Annotated in this window: 13 protein-coding genes; 7 read left to right on the forward strand and 6 right to left on the reverse strand. The window is 65.5% G+C overall.

Features of this window, described 5'->3' with window-relative positions; genetic code table 11:
- Positions 1–19: 19 nt before the first annotated feature.
- Positions 20–1285, forward strand: a complete 1266-nt coding sequence (locus tag B9N43_RS01870; RefSeq protein WP_145840645.1) for a CaiB/BaiF CoA transferase family protein — start codon at positions 20–22, stop codon at positions 1283–1285.
- 178 nt (positions 1286–1463) lie between these two features.
- Complete coding sequence (locus B9N43_RS01875; protein WP_145840646.1) at positions 1464–2642, forward strand: 50S ribosomal protein L11 methyltransferase; 1179 nt, start codon at positions 1464–1466, stop codon at positions 2640–2642.
- On the opposite strand, the gene B9N43_RS01880 is transcribed toward B9N43_RS01875, so the two are convergent.
- Both B9N43_RS01880 and B9N43_RS01885 read right to left on the reverse strand, forming a co-directional pair.
- A complete protein-coding gene (locus B9N43_RS01880; protein WP_145840647.1) occupies positions 2643–3134 on the reverse strand; it encodes a hypothetical protein in 492 nt (163 codons plus the stop codon).
- 88 nt (positions 3135–3222) lie between these two features.
- Complete coding sequence (locus tag B9N43_RS01885) at positions 3223–4260, reverse strand: AraC family transcriptional regulator (RefSeq protein WP_186453940.1); 1038 nt, start codon at positions 4258–4260, stop codon at positions 3223–3225.
- A gap of 385 nt (positions 4261–4645) precedes the next feature.
- Between B9N43_RS01885 and B9N43_RS01890 the strand changes: the two genes are divergently transcribed.
- The 3 genes from B9N43_RS01890 (at position 4646) to B9N43_RS01900 (ending at position 7410) form a co-directional block, all read left to right on the forward strand.
- Positions 4646–5605, forward strand: a complete 960-nt coding sequence (locus B9N43_RS01890) for an electron transfer flavoprotein subunit alpha/FixB family protein (protein WP_145840649.1) — start codon at positions 4646–4648, stop codon at positions 5603–5605.
- A gap of 13 nt (positions 5606–5618) precedes the next feature.
- Positions 5619–6032, forward strand: coding sequence for a Zn-ribbon domain-containing OB-fold protein (locus B9N43_RS01895; RefSeq protein ID WP_145840650.1), 414 nt, complete (start codon positions 5619–5621; stop codon positions 6030–6032).
- Positions 6033–6216: 184 nt separating this feature from the next.
- Positions 6217–7410 carry a thiolase C-terminal domain-containing protein gene (locus B9N43_RS01900; RefSeq protein ID WP_145840659.1) on the forward strand — a complete coding sequence of 398 codons (1194 nt, stop codon included), beginning with the start codon at positions 6217–6219 and terminating at the stop codon, positions 7408–7410.
- Positions 7411–7503: 93 nt separating this feature from the next.
- Here the strand turns inward: B9N43_RS01900 and B9N43_RS01905 are convergent, their stop codons facing one another.
- Together B9N43_RS01905 and B9N43_RS01910 are read right to left on the reverse strand one after the other, a co-directional pair.
- Positions 7504–8715, reverse strand: coding sequence for a CaiB/BaiF CoA transferase family protein (locus B9N43_RS01905; protein WP_145840652.1), 1212 nt, complete (start codon positions 8713–8715; stop codon positions 7504–7506).
- Between the two features lie 19 nt (positions 8716–8734).
- On the reverse strand, positions 8735–9928 hold the full coding sequence (locus tag B9N43_RS01910; protein ID WP_145840653.1) for a CaiB/BaiF CoA transferase family protein: 1194 nt from the start codon (positions 9926–9928) through the stop codon (positions 8735–8737).
- A 305-nt stretch (positions 9929–10233) separates the two neighbouring features.
- Here B9N43_RS01910 and B9N43_RS01915 point away from each other — a divergent pair, with 305 nt between their 5' ends.
- Complete coding sequence (locus tag B9N43_RS01915; RefSeq protein WP_145840654.1) at positions 10234–11241, forward strand: enoyl-CoA hydratase/isomerase family protein; 1008 nt, start codon at positions 10234–10236, stop codon at positions 11239–11241.
- Between the two features lie 20 nt (positions 11242–11261).
- Here B9N43_RS01915 and B9N43_RS01920 read toward each other — a convergent pair whose 3' ends face one another.
- Positions 11262–13244 carry a heterodisulfide reductase-related iron-sulfur binding cluster gene (locus B9N43_RS01920; protein WP_145840655.1) on the reverse strand — a complete coding sequence of 661 codons (1983 nt, stop codon included), beginning with the start codon at positions 13242–13244 and terminating at the stop codon, positions 11262–11264.
- A 294-nt stretch (positions 13245–13538) separates the two neighbouring features.
- On the opposite strand from B9N43_RS01920, the gene B9N43_RS01925 reads away from it, so the two are divergent.
- On the forward strand, positions 13539–14438 hold the full coding sequence (locus B9N43_RS01925) for a TIGR03619 family F420-dependent LLM class oxidoreductase (protein WP_145840656.1): 900 nt from the start codon (positions 13539–13541) through the stop codon (positions 14436–14438).
- A 69-nt stretch (positions 14439–14507) separates the two neighbouring features.
- On the opposite strand, the gene B9N43_RS01930 is transcribed toward B9N43_RS01925, so the two are convergent.
- A complete protein-coding gene (locus tag B9N43_RS01930; protein WP_145840657.1) occupies positions 14508–16496 on the reverse strand; it encodes an FAD-dependent oxidoreductase in 1989 nt (662 codons plus the stop codon).
- Positions 16497–16545 lie beyond the last annotated feature (49 nt).

Consider the following 16545-nt stretch of genomic DNA (forward strand, 5'->3'; position numbering starts at 1 on the left):
GAGTCAACGAGGAAACACCATGAGCGACGGAAAGTTTGCCGCCGGCCCCCTGGCCGGTTTGCGGGTGCTGGACCTGTCCACCATGCTGGCGGGCCCCTACGGGGCGACGCTGATGGGGGACCTGGGCGCCGACGTGATCAAGATCGAGTCCCACTACGGTGACGAGAGCCGCCACCTGGGCCCGATGCGGGGCGACCAGCGTGGCCCCTACCTGAGCCTGAACCGCAGCAAACGCGACCTGGTGTTGGACCTGCAGCAGGAAGAAGCCCAGAAGGTGTTCGCCAAGATCGCCGCCACGGCGGACGTGCTGGTGACCAACATCCGCGAGCCGGCACTGTCCAAGCTGGGCCTGGCCTACGAGCAGGTGAAGGCCCACAAGCCCGACATCATCTGGATTCGGGTCACGGCCTTCGGCGCCGACGGTCCCTACGACGGCCGTCCCGGCATCGACTTCCTGGCCCAGGGCTACACCGGCGTGCTGACGCTCAACGGTGAGCCCAAGGGCGGCCCGGTGCGCACCGGCTTCCCGGCGGTGGACGTGATGACTTCGCTGCTGGTGGCCAACGCCGCCATGGCGGCGCTGCGGGTGCGCGACCAGACCGGCGAGGGGCAGCGCATCGAGGTGTCCCTGCTCGACGCCCTGATGCACGCCCAGGCCAGCTCCATCGGCACCTACCTGGCCACCGGCGACCGCCCGGTGCGCACCGGCAACCGCAGCCTCTACTTCGCCCCCTCCGGCGTCTATCCCACCAAGGACGGCAAGCACGTGGTGATCACCACCCCGGGCGAGAAGTTCTTCGGCAAAGTCTGCCGCGCCCTGGACGCCGACTGGGACACCGATCCCCGCTTCCATGACATCGACGCCCGCCTGGCCAACGAGGACGAACTGGATCGGGTGGTGGGCGAGCGCACCAGCCAGTTCACCCGCGACGAGCTGGTCGAGAAGCTGGTCGCCGCCGACGTGCTGACCGCGCCGATCAACGAAGTGGAGGACGTGATCAAGGATCCCCAGATCCTGCACAACAAGATGATCGTCTCCACCCAGCACCCGGAACTGGGTGAGTTGCAGGTGACTGGCATTCCGATTCGTTTCTACAACACTCCCTGTGAAGTCAGGAAGCATCCGCCGATGCTGGGCGAACATACCCGCGAAATCCTGACCGAACTGGGCTACGGCGCCGCCGAGATCGACGCTCTGATCAAGTCCGGCCTGGCCGCCGACCGGCCCGAGCTGCTGCGCCTCCGGGAAGAGCGCAAGGCGAAGAAAAAAGCCCAGCAGGGCTGATGAAAAGGCTCGCCTCCCTTCGCCCCCTTCCGGGGGGGGCGATACGGTTCGCTGCGCTCGGATGTTTGGGGGAACGTTGTAGCGGCACCGATAGGTTGCGGCTTCGCCGCGTGCCGCTTTCCCTTGGGGCGGCCCGGTGGGGAAGCTCCATTTTCACGTCATTGTCCTAGCCTACGCGATGGCGAAGACAGAGGCGTTGGCCACGCTCACAGTGCCCGTGGTGTGCTGGAGCGAGGGCGGTGTGGAGCATTCCGCCCGCTGGCGTTCCGAGCGCGGCGTGCCGCCGCCGCGCCGAGTGGTGATTGCAGACGACAGCCTGAAGGCGGACGCCGCCTACCGGCTCGCCTGCGAGGGTAGCGCCCTGTTGTGGCGGGGCGACTACCAGAACGCCCGCCAGTTGCTGCAGGCGCTGGCGCGGCGTCTCGAGCAGAAGGGCCACCGCCGCAAATCCGCTGCCAGTAAGGCATCCCAGGCTGATGCCGGCACGGCGTTTCACCGCCACCGCCAGGCCCAGGCCCAGCGCGCCCAGGTGTTGGGGATGCTGCTGCTGCCGCTGGATGCGGATTACCGCATTCCCCTGCGCCGGGCGCCGGACGTGCGGCAAGCCTGCCTGGAAGCCTACGGCTCACCGGACGGCCCCGCCCTGGTGTCGCTGCGGGAAATCCTGGGATTGATCGGCGCCCATGAATGGCGCCGGAAAGGCGTCGCGATTCCCGCCCTGGGGGCGGCGATCCATCCCCACTACGGCGTGTTCTCGCCGCTTCGCGGCGAATATCTGGACCTGGTGGCGCAGGCGCCGTTGCCGACGACGTCCCTGGCCTTCGACATCGGCACCGGCACCGGCGTGCTCGCCGCCTTACTGGCCCGGCGCGGCGTGGCGCGCATCGTCGCCACCGACCTGGACCCGCGCGCGCTGGCCTGCGCCCGCGAGAACATCGTCCGGCTGAATCTGGAGCAACAGGTGGAGGTGCTGGAGACCGACCTGTTTCCACCGGGCCGTGCGCCCCTGGTCGTCTGCAATCCGCCCTGGCTGCCGGCGCGACCCAGTTCTTCGGTCGAAAGCGCGATCTACGACCCCGACAGCCGCATGCTGCTGGGGTTCCTCAAGGGCCTGCCCGATCACCTGACGGCGGATGGCGAAGGCTGGCTGATTCTCTCCGACCTGGCGGAACACTTGGGTCTGCGCACGCGGGAAGACCTGCTCGCCGCCTTCGCCGCGGCAGGTCTGACGGTGCTGGGGCGAAGCGACGTGCGGCCTCGCCATCCCAAGGCGGGCGACCGCGAGGACCCGCTGTACGCGGCACGCAGCGCCGAGGTCACCTCGCTCTGGCGGCTGGGCGTCCGCGCGGCGCCTTGATCAGTGCGACTCGGCGGTGAGCGGTTGCCAGCCGGGGTGCTCGAAATACGCCGCGTAATCCTCCAGCCCCTTGACGACCGCGACGGCGCCCCGCTGCCGGCCCGCCTTCGATTTCTCCGTCATTTTCTCGGCGCCGGCCAGCATCTCGCCGATGACGGTGTGCAACTGCGCGTCGGCTTGCGGGTCGAGCTTGCAACTGGCGATGATGGTATTGACCTCGCCGCGCACGTCCCCGGACAGCTTGCGGTATTGGGCGGCGGTCAACCTGCCGCCATGGATGTCCGCCAGCGCTGCGCCCATCCGCGTGCGGATTTGCTCCATGCCGTTGCGCAGCGGCGCATCGGTGGTCCATTTCGTGCCGTCCGCCTTGAGGGTCGGCCGTGCCGGCGCGGCGGCGTGATGATCGTGGCCATGATGATGTTCCGCGGCCAGCGCGCCACCCAGCGAGAGTCCGACGGCGGCGAGCAGGCCCAGAATCCTCTTGAAAAACATGAAAGCTCCTTGTGGCAAGCGCTATGCGCGGAAGGCCAGGAGACTGCCCGCGCTTCCTTAATCCATCCTTAAGCCGCCGGACCGTCCTTCATGCGTTGTCATCCGAGTCGTCCGGATCGTCATCGAGTTCATTGTCTCTGAAGTCGGTGAGTTTTTTGCCGGTCCAGCCCTTGAAGGCACGGCGGAAGTTGGAGACGGAGGAATAGCCGAGGATGAAGCCGATCTCCTTGGGGGTGAGGGAGGTGTATTGGAGGTACTGGATGGCGAGTTCGCGGCGGGTGTCGTCGAGGATCTGCTGGTAGGTGACCGCCTCCCGGACCAGCCATCGGCGCAGGGTGCGCGAGCCCATGTTGAGGCGCTCGGCCATCTCCTCCAGGGAGGGGAACTTGCCGGGGTTCTTCACCAGATAATTGCGGATCCGGTTGGACAGGAGATCGCGGTCCTCCTTCTGCGACACCAGCAACTGGCACTGGCGCTCGCACAGCTTGAAGACCTCCTCGTTGGCCAGGCTGATCGGGTCCTGCAGCCGGTTGACGTCGAAGACCACGATGTTCTTCGGCTGATTGAAATACAGCGGGCAATTGAAGCGCCGCATGTACGGCGTCAGGTCCGCCGGCGCCGGATAGGTCACGTGCAGCTCCAGCACCGGGAAGGGCCGGTTGGTCAGGCTCGACGACAGCTCCATGGTGCGGCTGACGAACTCCTCCACCGCGAAGCGCATCAGATCGCCCAGCAGGAAGGAATCGCGCACCTCGAAGAACCAGCGCCCGCCCTGGATGTGGCCCACGGCATGGACGATCATGTCGTTCAGGGCGCCGTACTTGTTGAACACCTCGCTGGACTGCTTGAGCGTGGCCGAACTGAGCGCCGCATAGCCCAGGATGCCCAGATTGCTGATCTTGAACTCCGCGCCCAGCATGATGCCCAGGTAGGGATCGCCGGTCAGGTCCAGCATGTTCCGGATCATGCGCCGGAACTGCTCGGGCAGGATGCGCCGCGAACCGTCCTGGAGCCGCGCCTGGTCCAGTCCCGTGCCCGCCAGCACCTGTTCGGCCGAGAACCCCCGGCTGCGCATGCGGTCCAGGTAGAAGCTGAGCCGACTGGGAGATTTCAGATGATCGGACATGGCAACCGGAAGTCGAGGACAGGGAAGCGGTACAGTGGCCGGCGGGGCCGGGAAACACCGAACCCAGGGCCCATGAGAGACCATGAGGCGCGGGGAATATACCGCGCCCAGGCCACGGATGTCCAGATATGACACAAGTTCGCCGCAAGACATGCCCCCCGCACACCGCGTCGGCCGGGGGCGTCCGGGGTGCGCGGGAAACGGCCAAAGGGAGCGCCGGCCTGAGCGGATAAAATCGGCACGGGCGCCGGCCGGAGATCGGCCGCTGCCGGGGCTGTCCGCAAATGAACTGTCAAAGGCCGAATTGGAGGCGCGCGGGCGGCAAGGGCGCCGGGGGAGTCCATTAGACTCCGGGATCGGGTAATTTCTGCAAGGGATCCGCATCATGACCGTGGTTCTATGTACCTGGGGTAACACCCTCGAAGGGGGCACCGAAGAAGCCCTCACCCTGGCCCACCAGTTCGCCGCCGCCAACGGCGCGGCCCTGAACTGGGTGGTGATCGGCCCGGCCGCCCACGACGCGGCGCAGATCGCCGGCCAGTACGGCGTGGCCAGCCTGGACGTGATCGGCGACGCCAAGCTCGCCGGCTTCGGCCCCGACGCCCTGGTGGCCGCCCTGGCCCAGTACTGCGACCAGGTCAAGCCCGCGACCATCCTCTTCAACCAGACCGTGCCCGCGCGCCTGATCGCGCCGCGCCTGGCCGGCCGCCTGGGCGTGCCGGTGGTGATGAACGCCTTCGCCCTGGCCCAGTCCGGCGGCACCCTGTCCCTGACGGCCACGGCCTTCGGCGGCGACACCCACGTGGTGTATCAGGTGGCCGCGCCGGTGAAGGTGGTCTCCGTCGTCACCACCTCCCTGGTGGCCGAGGCCGCCGCGGCGGCGACGAGCCCGGCCCGGCGCGACATCGCCGTGGATCTGTCCGCCGTGGAAGAGCGCTTCAAGGTCACCTCCGCGCCGCGCGCCGAGGGTCCGCGTCTGGAGGACGCCGAGATCATCGTCTCCGGCGGCCGTGGCCTGGGCAGTTCGGCCCACTACGACGCCCTGGTGAAGCCCCTGGCCGAGGCCCTGGGCGGCATGTGGGGCGGCTCGCGCGCGATCGTGGACGAAGGCTGGATCGATTCCTCGCGCCAGGTGGGCCTGACCGGCAAGATCACCCGTCCGGGCCTGTACCTGGCGGCGGGCATCTCCGGCGCCAGCCAGCACATGGCCGGCTGCTCGGCGGCCAAGACCATCGTCGCCATCAACAAGGACAAGGACGCCTCCATCTACCGCTACGCCCGTTACGGCATCGTCGCGGACTGCCTGGAGGTGCTGCCCGAACTGATCAAGGCCATTAAGGCTTAACGAGGAGAACGTAATGAGCGAACAACGCGTGCCCGCGGTACCGGGGCTGTTCACGGAAGAAGGCGGCGCCCGGGTGCTGGGCAACCGCTGCACCGGCTGCAACACCCCCTATTTCCCCAAGGCGGCGGCCTGCCACAATCCCCGCTGCGCGGAGTCGAAGATGGAAGACGCCGCCTTCGGCGGCAAGGGCGTGATCTGGAGCTACTCGGTGGCCGACTTCGCGCCGCCGCCGCCGCACAAGTTCGACAAGCCCTTCAAGCCCTACGCGATCGGCGTGGTGGATCTGGAGTGCGGTCTGCGCCTGGTGGGCCAGATGGTGGATGCCCCCGAGGCGGTGAAGGTGGGCGCCCCGGTGGAACTGGTGATCGACACCCTGTACCACGAGGATGACAAGGCGTTCACCTCCTGGAAGTTCAAACTGGTGTGATGAAACTCGCCCCCCCTTCGCCCCCCGCCGGGGGGTTCGAGTTGGCTCGCTGCGCTCGATATCACGGGGGACTCCGTCGCAGTACCGACGGGTTGCGGCTTCGCCGCGTGCCGCTTTTCCTGGGGACGGCCCGGCGGAAAAGCTGCTCTTTCACGTTAACCGTAAGGTGACAAGGAGAATTCAAATGCAAGAAGTTGCTGTTCTGGGCGTCGGGATCCATCGCTTCGGCAAGACCGGGGACGATATCGTCGGCACCAAGTCCGTGACCGAGCTGTGCCGTGCCGCCGTGGACATGGCCCTGAAGGACGCCGGCGTGTCCTGGAACCAGATCCAGGCCGTGGCCGCCGCCAGTTCCCGCTTCTCCGGGGGCAAGGGCTGGGGCCTGAACGGGAACGACATCGTCGAGGACATGGGGTCCACCGGGATTCCGGTCTACAACATGTCCGCCGGCTGTGCCGCCGGGGGCAATGCCTTCAACGTGGGCTATGCCCTGGTGGCCGGCGGGATCTACGACATGGTGCTGGTGATGGGTGGCGAGGTGATGCCCAAGGGCATGATCCAGACCTCCGGCGTGGAAGAGGCCACCGATCCGGAGTTCCTGCGCCAGCGCTGCATCGGCATGCCCGGCCCGTCCTTCTGGGCGACCCTGGCCAAGCGCCGCATGTTCGATTACGGCACGACGGAGGAGCAGTACGCCAAGATCGTGGTGAAGGCCCGCAAGAATTCGGTGGGCAATCCCTTCGCCCGCTTCCAGAAGGAGGTGTCCCTGGCCGAGGTGCTGGCGTCGCCCTACGTGAGCAATCCGCTGCGCCTCTTTGAGATCTGCCCGGTGTCCAACGGCGCCGCGGCGGTGGTGATCTGTTCCCAGGCCAAGGCCCGGCAGTTCTCGGCCAAGCCGATCACGGTGGCGACCTCGACGGTGGCGACGGTGGACTTCAGCGATGCGCTGCCGCGCGGCCTCTCCGGCCCGGTGCCGGCCGGCCCGAGTTTCCACACGGAGTCCAAGGGCGTGGTGCTGAAGGCGTTCGAGCAGTCCGGCATCGGCCCCCAGGACGTGAGCTTCACGGAACTGCAGGACAACTGCTGCTACTACGAGCTGGCCTATCCGGAAGAGTGGGGCCTGTGCCAGCCCGGCGAGGCGGAGCGTCTGCTGGATGCCGGCGAGTACGCGCCCACCGGCAGGATGCCGATCAATCCCTCCGGCGGCTTCGTCTCCTTCGGCGAGGCCACCACCGCCATGGGCGTCTGGCAGATCGCCGAAATGACCCTCCAGCTCCGCGGTCAGGCCGGCTCACGCCAGGTCCCCAACGCCAAGATCGGCCTCGCCCAGACCAACGGCCTCGGCGGCAATGCCACCGCCGCCATCCTTAAACGGTAATACCCACCCATCGACAACAAAGGCCCCGATCGGGGCCTTTGTTGTTTTGCGCAACCACGGTCGTGCGCCGCGGTGCGGCGCTCAGGAACACACTCAGGGGATGGCGCCCTTGGCCTTCAGGGCCTCGATTTCCTCCCATTCGTAGCCCAGCAGCTCCATCATCAGGATCTCGGTGTCCTGGCCCAATTGCGGGCCCAGGCTGTTGATCTCGCCCGGCGTCTTCGACAGGGTCACCGGCAGGCCGCGCACCTCCACTTCGCGTTGCACTTCCTCGCAGTAGGCTTTCATGAAGTACCGGTTCTGCCACGCCTGTTCGTCCTTGATCACGTCGGCCAGGTTGTTGATCGGGCTGGCGATCAGGTCTTCGGCCTGCAGGGCCGCCATCAGGGATCCATGGTCGAATTTGAGGGTGTGGGCCTCGATCACTTCGATCAGCGCCTCGTTGTGCCGGCGCCGGCCCTCCGCCGTGGCGAAGCGGCTGTCCTTGCCCAGGTCGTCCGCCTTCAGCGCCCGGCACAGGGCGGCGAAGCGCACGTCTTCGTTCTTCTCGCACAGGTACACCCATTTGCCGGCGGTGGGGTAGAGGTTCCACAGGGGGTTCTCCACTTCCTTGCGCGAGTGCTGCAGGGCGGCCTCCGGGTGGCCGGCGAGGAAGGATTGCAGGTAGGGCGCCGCCAGGTACAGTTGCGCGCCGTACAGCGACGCGTCCAGGCTCTGGCCCTGGCCGGTGCGCTTCCGCTGGTACAGCGCCAGCAGGATGCCCAGGGCGGACATGATGCCGCCGTAGGCGTCGCCCGAGCCCATGCCCAGGTAGATGGGCGGCTGGCCCGGTTCGCCCAGCCGCGCCATGGCGCCGGTCAGGGCCTGCACGGTCATGTCGAAGGAGGGCTTGGAGACGCCGCCGAAGCGGCCGTAGCCGGTGTTGGTGGCGTAGATCAGGCTGGGGTTGATCGACGACAGTTTCTCGTAGGACAGGCCCCAGCCGTTCAGCATTTCCGGCGCCAGGTTGGAGAGGAAGACGTCGGATTTCTCCACCAGCCGGTAGAGGATTTCCTGGCCTTCGGGTTTCTTCAGGTCGATGGCGATGCTTTTCTTGTTACGGTTGATCACCAGGAAGTATTGGTTCCAGTCGCCCACTTCCAGGGATTTGATGCTGCGCACGCCGCGCCCCTGGTCGCCGCCCTGGGGCCGTTCGACCTTGATCACGTCGGCGCCGAAGTCGGCCAGGTATTGGGCCGAGACGGGGCCCTGGAACCAGACGGTCAGGTCGATGACGCGGATGCCGTCCAATGCTTTCTTTGCCATGTGCTGTGTTCCTCCCGACTCAGGCGACGACGCCGGCGGACGTCAGTTGGTAGATGGCGTCTTCGCTGTAGCCCAGGACTTCGCTCAGCACCTGGGCGCTGTGCTGGCCGAGGGCCGGCGCCAGTTTCTCCAGCCGCGCCGGGCTTGCGCTCATGAAGATGGGGAAGCCCAGGGTTTTGATTTTGCCGTGGCTGGGGTGCTCCAGTTCGAGGATGTAGCGGTTGGCTTTCACCTGCGGGTCGTTGGCCGGGTAGTCGAACTGTTCGATGACGTCGGCCGACATCTGGTTGTCCATGAAGGCCTGGCGCCAGTAGGCGCCGCTTTGCTTCTGGAAGGCCCGCTCCAGTTCCTGGATCAGGGCCAGGCGGTTGATCTCGGTGCGCTTGTCGTGGGTGTCGAAGCGCGGGTCGTCCGATGCGATGCCCATCATGGCGGAGAACACCGGCCACCAGCGGTCGGTGTCGGGCATGGTCAGGGTCACCCAGCGGCCGTCGGCGCTGGGGTACATGGCGCCGGACATGGGGTTGGAGACGTCCAGGCGCGAGATGGGGTTCAGGAGGCGCTCGCCCTTGCCGATGGCGAGGAAGGCCTGGAGGTCGAGGGCGGCGCCGTACATGTTGGCGCCGAACAGGGAGACGTCGACTTCCTGGCCTTCGCCGCTGTCGAGGCGGTGGGTGAGCGCGGTGACGACGCCGAAGGCGAGCATGACGGCGGCGTGCATGGCGCCGGCGCCGGTATACACGGGCGGCTGGCCGGGCTGTTGCAGGATGGGCATCATGCCGGTGCGCGCCGCCGCCAACTCGTCGATGGCCGGCAGGTCGGCGTCCGGCCCGACGGGGCCGAAGCCGGAGAGCCGGCCGTAGATGATGTCGCCGCGCTGCGCGGCGACTTTGGCGTAGTCCAGTCCCAGGGCGGCCAGTTCGTCCCGCTGCCAGTCGGTGACGATGACGTCGGCCTTGGCCAGCAGTTCCCGCAGCAGGGCCTGGCCCCGCTCGCTCCTCGGCTCCAGCGCCAGGCTCTCCTTGTTGCGGTGGATCAGGTCGGCTTCGTGGTTCCAGCCCGGCGGCGTTTCGGTTTGCGGCGGGGCAGCAAATGGCAACAGGTCCAGGCGTATCACCCGCGCGCCAAAATCCGCCAGGAAGGCGGACGACAGGGCGCTGCAGAATTGCCGGGTCAGGTCCAGGACGATGACGTCTTCTAGCGCACGGCTCATGGGCTCTCCTCTCGGAGGTAGCGCGGCCTTCGCCCTATCCTCCGCTGTCAGCGGTCGACTCCGGTCGACTCGGTTTCACGTTTCAAATCAATTCCAAAGAATAAACCCACTGCATCACCATCACAATCAATCACAATCCCCCTCTACGATGCATTTCCGGACACCTCGGTCTCTTTTAGGGACGGATGGGGAACAGCCGCCAAGCGGCGCTGGCAGCGGGATTACACAACGGTACCGGGATTTGCCGCGACGCGTGAAAGCCTTTCCGCTAGCATTGAGCGGCGCAAAAACTTTCGAGGACTGCCATGACTTTCCCGGTGCCGATCCTGTCGGTGGATGAATTGCTGGATGCCTGCGCCAATCCCTGGGGATTGGACGCCTATTCGCCGCTCACCGGGCATCCCTGCCTGCTGCTGGACCTGAGCCGCCCCGTACCGATGGAACGGACTGACGAAGCAGTGCGCGCATTGCTCGGGATGCCATGCCCGACCTTGGGGTTCGGTGCTTCACCTTCGGCAGCTCAACCCGATGGCATAGTCGCGGCACTGGATGTGGTGCTGGAAAGCCCGGACGAGTTGCCGGGGTTGCTGCGCAATATCCAGGCGAATCCGCTGGCCGCCGCCACGCTGGCGCACGTGCTGCGCCACAACAGCCATGCCGGCATCGAGGACGGCTTGCTGGCGGAATCCCTCGCCTACGCGACCCTGCAGGGCAGCCAGGAGTTCCGGCGCTTTCTGGCCGGGCGGCCCGCGCCGCTCCTGGACCGCGACGAGCATCCCCTGCTGACGGAAAGGCAGGGTGACATCCTGCACATCACCCTCAATCGACCGGCAAAGCGCAACGCCTACTCAGCGGGGATGCGGGATGCGCTCTACGAAACGCTGCGCTGGCTGGAAGCGGACGACACGCTGGCGCGGGCCGAGATCCGGGGTGCGGGAAGCTGCTTCTGCACCGGTGGCGACCTGGATGAGTTCGGCTTGGCCACCGACCCCGCGCAGGCCCATCTGGTCCGCATGTCGCGGCCGGTCGGGCTACTGATTTCCCGGTTGGCGCAGCGGATTGAATGTCACGTGCACCGCGCCTGCATCGGCTCGGGGATCGAGCTGCCGGCCTTCGCCGGGCGGGTGACGGCCACGGCCGACACGTTCTTCCAGCTGCCGGAAGTCGCGATGGGGCTGATCCCCGGCGCCGGCGGCACGGTCGGCATCCTGCGCCGCATCGGGCGCCAGCGCATGGCCTATTGGGTGCTGTCCGGGCGCCGCATCAAGGCGACGACGGCGCTCGAATGGGGGTTGATCGACGCCATTGTTTAACGGCGTCGATCGTTACCAGCTTACTGCTGCGCCGGCGGTTGGGTCGGCGGCAGCGCCGCCACCACCAGTTCGGCGATGTCGAACACCTTGCGTTCCTCGGTATGCCGGGTGGCGCTGGAAGTCAGCATCAGCAGGCAGAAGGAACAGGAAGTGGCGATCTTGTCGGCGCCGGTGTCGAAGGCTTCCTGCGTGCGCACGTCGCTGATGCGCGCGGTGCCGCCCTTGCCGCCCCAGTAGTTGCCGCCGCCGGCGCCGCAGCAGAAGCTGTCCTTGCGGTTGCGCGGCATTTCGATCAATTGCCCGACGGCGGAGACAACGCTGCGGGTCTCGTCCACGATGTCGTTGTGACGGGCCAGATAGCAGGGGTCGTGGAAGGTGATCTTCTCGTCGCTGTTCTGCACCACGGTGAGCTTGCCGGCCTGGATCAGCTGGTCGATCAGCACGGAGTGGGGAATGGTCTGCCAGTCGGCACCCAGCTCTGGATAGTAGCGGTCGAAGCTGTTGAAGCAGTGGGCGCACATGGTGATGACCTTCTGGATCCTCATTTCCTGGAATTCCTCGATGTTGGTCATCGCGATTTCCTGGAACTGCATCTCGTTGCCCATCATCTTCGCGGGGTCGCCCGTGCAGCGCGATTCCTCCAACACGCCGTAGGAGATGCCGGCGGTTTCCAGAATCTTGACCATGGCGCGGGCGATCTGCTGGGCGCGCTCTTCGTAGGTCACCGAGCAGCCGATCCAGAGCAGGTATTCGGTCTCGCCCGGCTCGAAGACGGGGACATCCAGCCCCTTCTTCCAGTCGTCGGGATTGGCGCCGGTGCCGATGAAGGGATGGCCGCGCTTTTCCAGGTTGGCGTTGGCGGCGGCCATGGTGTCGGGCATCTCCGAGCGGTCCATGACGAAGTTGCGGCGGAATTCCAGGATGGCCTCCGCCGGGCTGTTGCTCACCGGACACTGCTCGACACAGGCGCCGCAGGTGGTGCAGTTGAAGATGGCCTCCTGGCCCAGGGTGTCGATCAGGCCGGCATCGTCCATCTTGCCCTGTTCCAGATATTCGGCGCAGACGGCCATGATGTTCTTGGGCGACAGGGGCTTGCCGGTCTGGGCCGCCGGACAGGCTTCGTGGCAGCGGCCGCACCAGAGGCAGGTGGAGAAATCCATCAGATGCTTCTGGGTCAGATCGGACAGCTTGGCCGCGCCGAACACCACTTCCTTGCCGTCCTCTTCCTCCGCCTCGAAATCGATCGGTGGCATGTTGATGCCCGAGCGCTTGTTGGCCAGGGCCGAATTGGTCGGACCCAACACCATGTGGGACATCGGCGTATGGGCGATCAGGGCGATGAAGGCCAGGCCCATCAGGCCATGGACCCACCACATCGCCTGGTTGCCGCCGGCCAGCACGCCACTGTCCAGTCCACCCAGCAGCGAGGCGATGGCCCGGCCGAAGAACTCCACCTGGCTCTTGGCCGCTGGATCGGTCAGGCGGAAGGCCTCGGCGGTGAAGCCGGCCAGCACGATCAGCAGCAGCAGGATCTCCATGGACTCGAAGCCGCGCCGGGTCTTGTGCACCGTCAGCCGATCCGGCGGCGCCAGGCGCCGGACGAGCAGGAACAGAATGCCCAGCAGCATCATGATGCCCGCCACTTCCCGGCCCAGTTCCATGACGAAATGGCCGAACCAGCCGCCGTAGATATCGATGCCGATGAAGGACAAGGGGAACAGGCCATGACCCAGAATTTCGATCACTGCGCCGAAGAATAGCAGCAGGTGCGCGATCCCCGATGCGGGCCGCTTCATCAGCCGCGACAGCAGCAGTCCCCGCTGCAGGAAGGTGTGCCAATTCACCTTGGCCAGCACCGCTTCCCGGGTGATTTCCTTGCCGAAATAGGGCTTGCCCTGCGCGATCCGGCCCCAGTATTTGCGCAATCCGAGATAAAGGCTGTACAGGGCACCGCAAAGCAGTACCGTCAGGATCGCGTAGTTGATGGCGGAAATGGAATACATTGGCTGCCCGAAATTGATTCGATCTGGATAGACCGGCCGCCAGCGCTGAAAGCCTGCGCCGAAACCGGAGGAGCGCAAAAAGATAGCGGTTTATGGTAGCGGCCGCAAGCGACAAACAGACTCAAAAACGTCCTTAAACAAGGCAATGGAAGCCAGCAGGCTGTCCTTCATTTTCCCGGTCCGAATGGATGCTTTGCAGATAGAGTGGGAAAATGGGACTTCCGACCAGCCAAGACGGACTGTCGCCGTGGCTGATTCAGTGGGCACAACAACATCAACAGGAGGAGCAACGTCATGCGATTCGGGTTTCATATGTTCATGGTCCCGCCGGCGGAGCATCAGGAAATCGCCCGCACGGCCGATGCCTGGGGCTGGGACAGCATTCAGGTGGCCGATGCCCCGTTTTTTCCCGAGGTGATCTCGGTTCCCTATCCTTACACTCCCGATGGCACGCGCTTCTGGCCGCTGGACATGGACGTGCTCGATCCCTGGATCGCGATCACCAACATGGCGGTGGTGACCCGCCGCGTCCGCTTTCTGCCCTCCGTGCTGCGGCTGGCCATCCGCCAGCCGCTCCTGGAGGCCAAGAGCATGTTCTCGGTGGCGGCGGTCGCCAACGACCGCCTGGCCCTGGGCGTCGGCCTGGCCTGGATGCCGGAGGAGTTCAAATGGCTCAACATGGACATGAAGACGCGGGGCGCGCGCCAGGACGAGGCCATCCAGATCATCCGCCTGCTGATGCAGGGCGGGATGCAGGAATTCCACGGCAAGCACTACGATTTCGACCGCCTGACCATGGCGCCGGTGCCGAAGAAACCCATTCCCATCTATGTCGGCGGGACGACGCCGCCGGCCCTGAGGCGCGCCGCACGGCTGGGTGACGGCTGGGTCAGCGTGATCCACGACAAGGAGGACGTACCCGGCGTGATCGCTGAACTGAACGGCTATCGCCGCGAATACGGGCGCGAGAACGAGCCTTTCGACATCATGATGCACTGCCCGGATGCGGCCTCCCTCGACGACATCCGTCGCCTGGAAGCATTGGGCGTCACCGACCTGCAGGTCACCCCCTGGGCGCATCCCGGCATTCTCGCGGAAATGGGCGTGGGCGCCATCATGCAGCAGCAGCCGCCCCTGGAGGTGAAGCTGGAGGCGATCAAGCGCTACGCCGACCAGGTGATCGCCAAGGTCTGAAGGACGGTACGGAAACAAAACGGGCTGCCCTCCCTCCGGAGGGCAGCCCGCAAGGACACTGGCGGCGCGTCAGATCACCAGGCCAATGTTGGCGCCATGTCGCGTCGACTCCGCCATGTGGCGGGGCAGCCAAGCGGCGCCGGCCAGATAGAGTTGCTTGATGCTGCCCTCGGCCTTGAGCTGGTCGTAAAGCGCGCATTGAGGCGTGGAGGCATATACCAGCACCACGCTGTCGAACCCTTCCTCGCGGTAATTCTTGTCCCCCCAGGAGGAGACGAGTTCGATGGCATTGCCGTCAATGGCCTTGAGGACCAGGCCCGTCCTGATGGTCACGCCGAACTCCTCCATGCGCTTCTGCACCATGCCGATGGAGTAGCGTGCGATCTCCGTGCCCAGATGAACGGACTTGTGGAACACCGTCACTTCCTTGCCCTGGCTGGCCAGATACTCGGCAACGCAGGGCGTCTCGTAATAGTCTTCCTGGGAGATGACGGCGACGCGCTTGCCCGTCTGCGCCTTGCCCTGCATCACATCCCAGCCCTGCACCACGTGCGCCTGCTCCAGGCCGGCCACATCATGGGGTACGCGGGGCAGGGAGCCGGTGGCGATCACCACGGCATCGGGCGACAGCGCCTTGATGGCGGCCATATCCGCAACCGCGTTGAGCCTTACCTCGACTCCGGTGCGAATCATCTCGTTTTCCTCGAAGTAGATCTGGTCTTCGAAGGAATCGCGGCCGGCCACGCGAGAAGCGATCAGCAACTGCCCCCCCAGGCGCTTGCCCTTCTCGAGCAGTGTGACCTTGTGACCACGCAACGCCGCAATGCGGGCCGCCTCGCAGCCCGCCAGGCCACCACCGACCACCACCACTTTCTTGGGAGTTTCAGCGGCCTTGAATTGCTGCTCCCAACGTAGTTCGTTGCCGATGACCGGATTGATCGAGCAGGTCGGCGTGTAAGGCATGATCAGGGCCTCCGATGCCTCATCGATGCAGCGGGTGCAGCCGATGCAACGGCGTATCTCGCTCAGGCGGCCCTCCTTGGCCTTGTTGGCGAACTCGGGGTCGGCGATGCCCGCGCGCACCATGCCGACCAGGTCGCAATAACCGTTCTTGAGGAGTTCCTCGGCCACGACCGGATCGTTGATGCGTCCCGTGAACAGGACCTTGATCTTCGGGTCCAGGTCGACCCGCGCACCCTTGCCGCAATCACGGAATTGTCCATGGCCGTAGTAGGAGTTGGGCACATAGGAAGGCGCTCCCCAGCAGTGACCGACGTCGATGTCCACGAAATCCAGCAGACCGGTTTCGCCGATCAGGTAAAGCATCTCTCGCATCTGGAGATTGTCGTAGCCCCCCTCCCGGAACTCCATGCCGGCGATGCGGATACCCACGGCCATCGAGTCACCGATCCGCGCACGGATGCGCTTCAGGGCCTCCACGACGTAGAGGATGCGCTGTTCGGGGCCACCGCCCCACTTGTCGGTGCGCCGATTGGTCACCGGTGAGAGGAACGAATAGCCGATGGTCTCGTGCGCGCAGTGAATCTCGACGCCGTCCGCACCCACGCTTTTGGCCGCCTCGGCGGCGTCGGCATAGGAATTGAGGAGGAACTCGATTTCTTCTTCGCCCAGCACATGAGGCGTGTAGTCCTGGGCACCGATGACGGGCACCGGGGACGGACCCCAGGCCGAGCAGAGATGGGTCAACTGCACCACCGCCACGGAACCGGTTTTGTGTATCTCGTCGCAGAATTTTGTCATCCCCTTGAGGAATTCGGGATTCTGATAAGCGGCAAAGGGAGATGCAAAACCGATGGAAAGGCCAATCTCGGGAGCGGTCTCGGGCGGGAAAGGTACGTTGAGCAACCAGGTCTCGCTGCCAATCCAGCCCGTTCCCCCCTTGGCCTTGGCACCATGATGGGCGATGAAATTGTCGTCGATCAGCCCGGGGGTCATGGACGAGTTGATGGTGTTGGTGGTTTCGCAGATGCGATTCGGCACCCGCATGGGGCCCACTTGCAGGGGCGAGAATAAGTGTTCGAATTGCACGTTACTCATGGTGCTGCTCTCCTCATTGTTTTAGCGATGGCAAGTAAAAAGCGACCAA

Source organism: Denitratisoma sp. DHT3 (genome assembly GCF_007833355.1).
Taxonomy (GTDB): domain Bacteria; phylum Pseudomonadota; class Gammaproteobacteria; order Burkholderiales; family Rhodocyclaceae; genus Denitratisoma.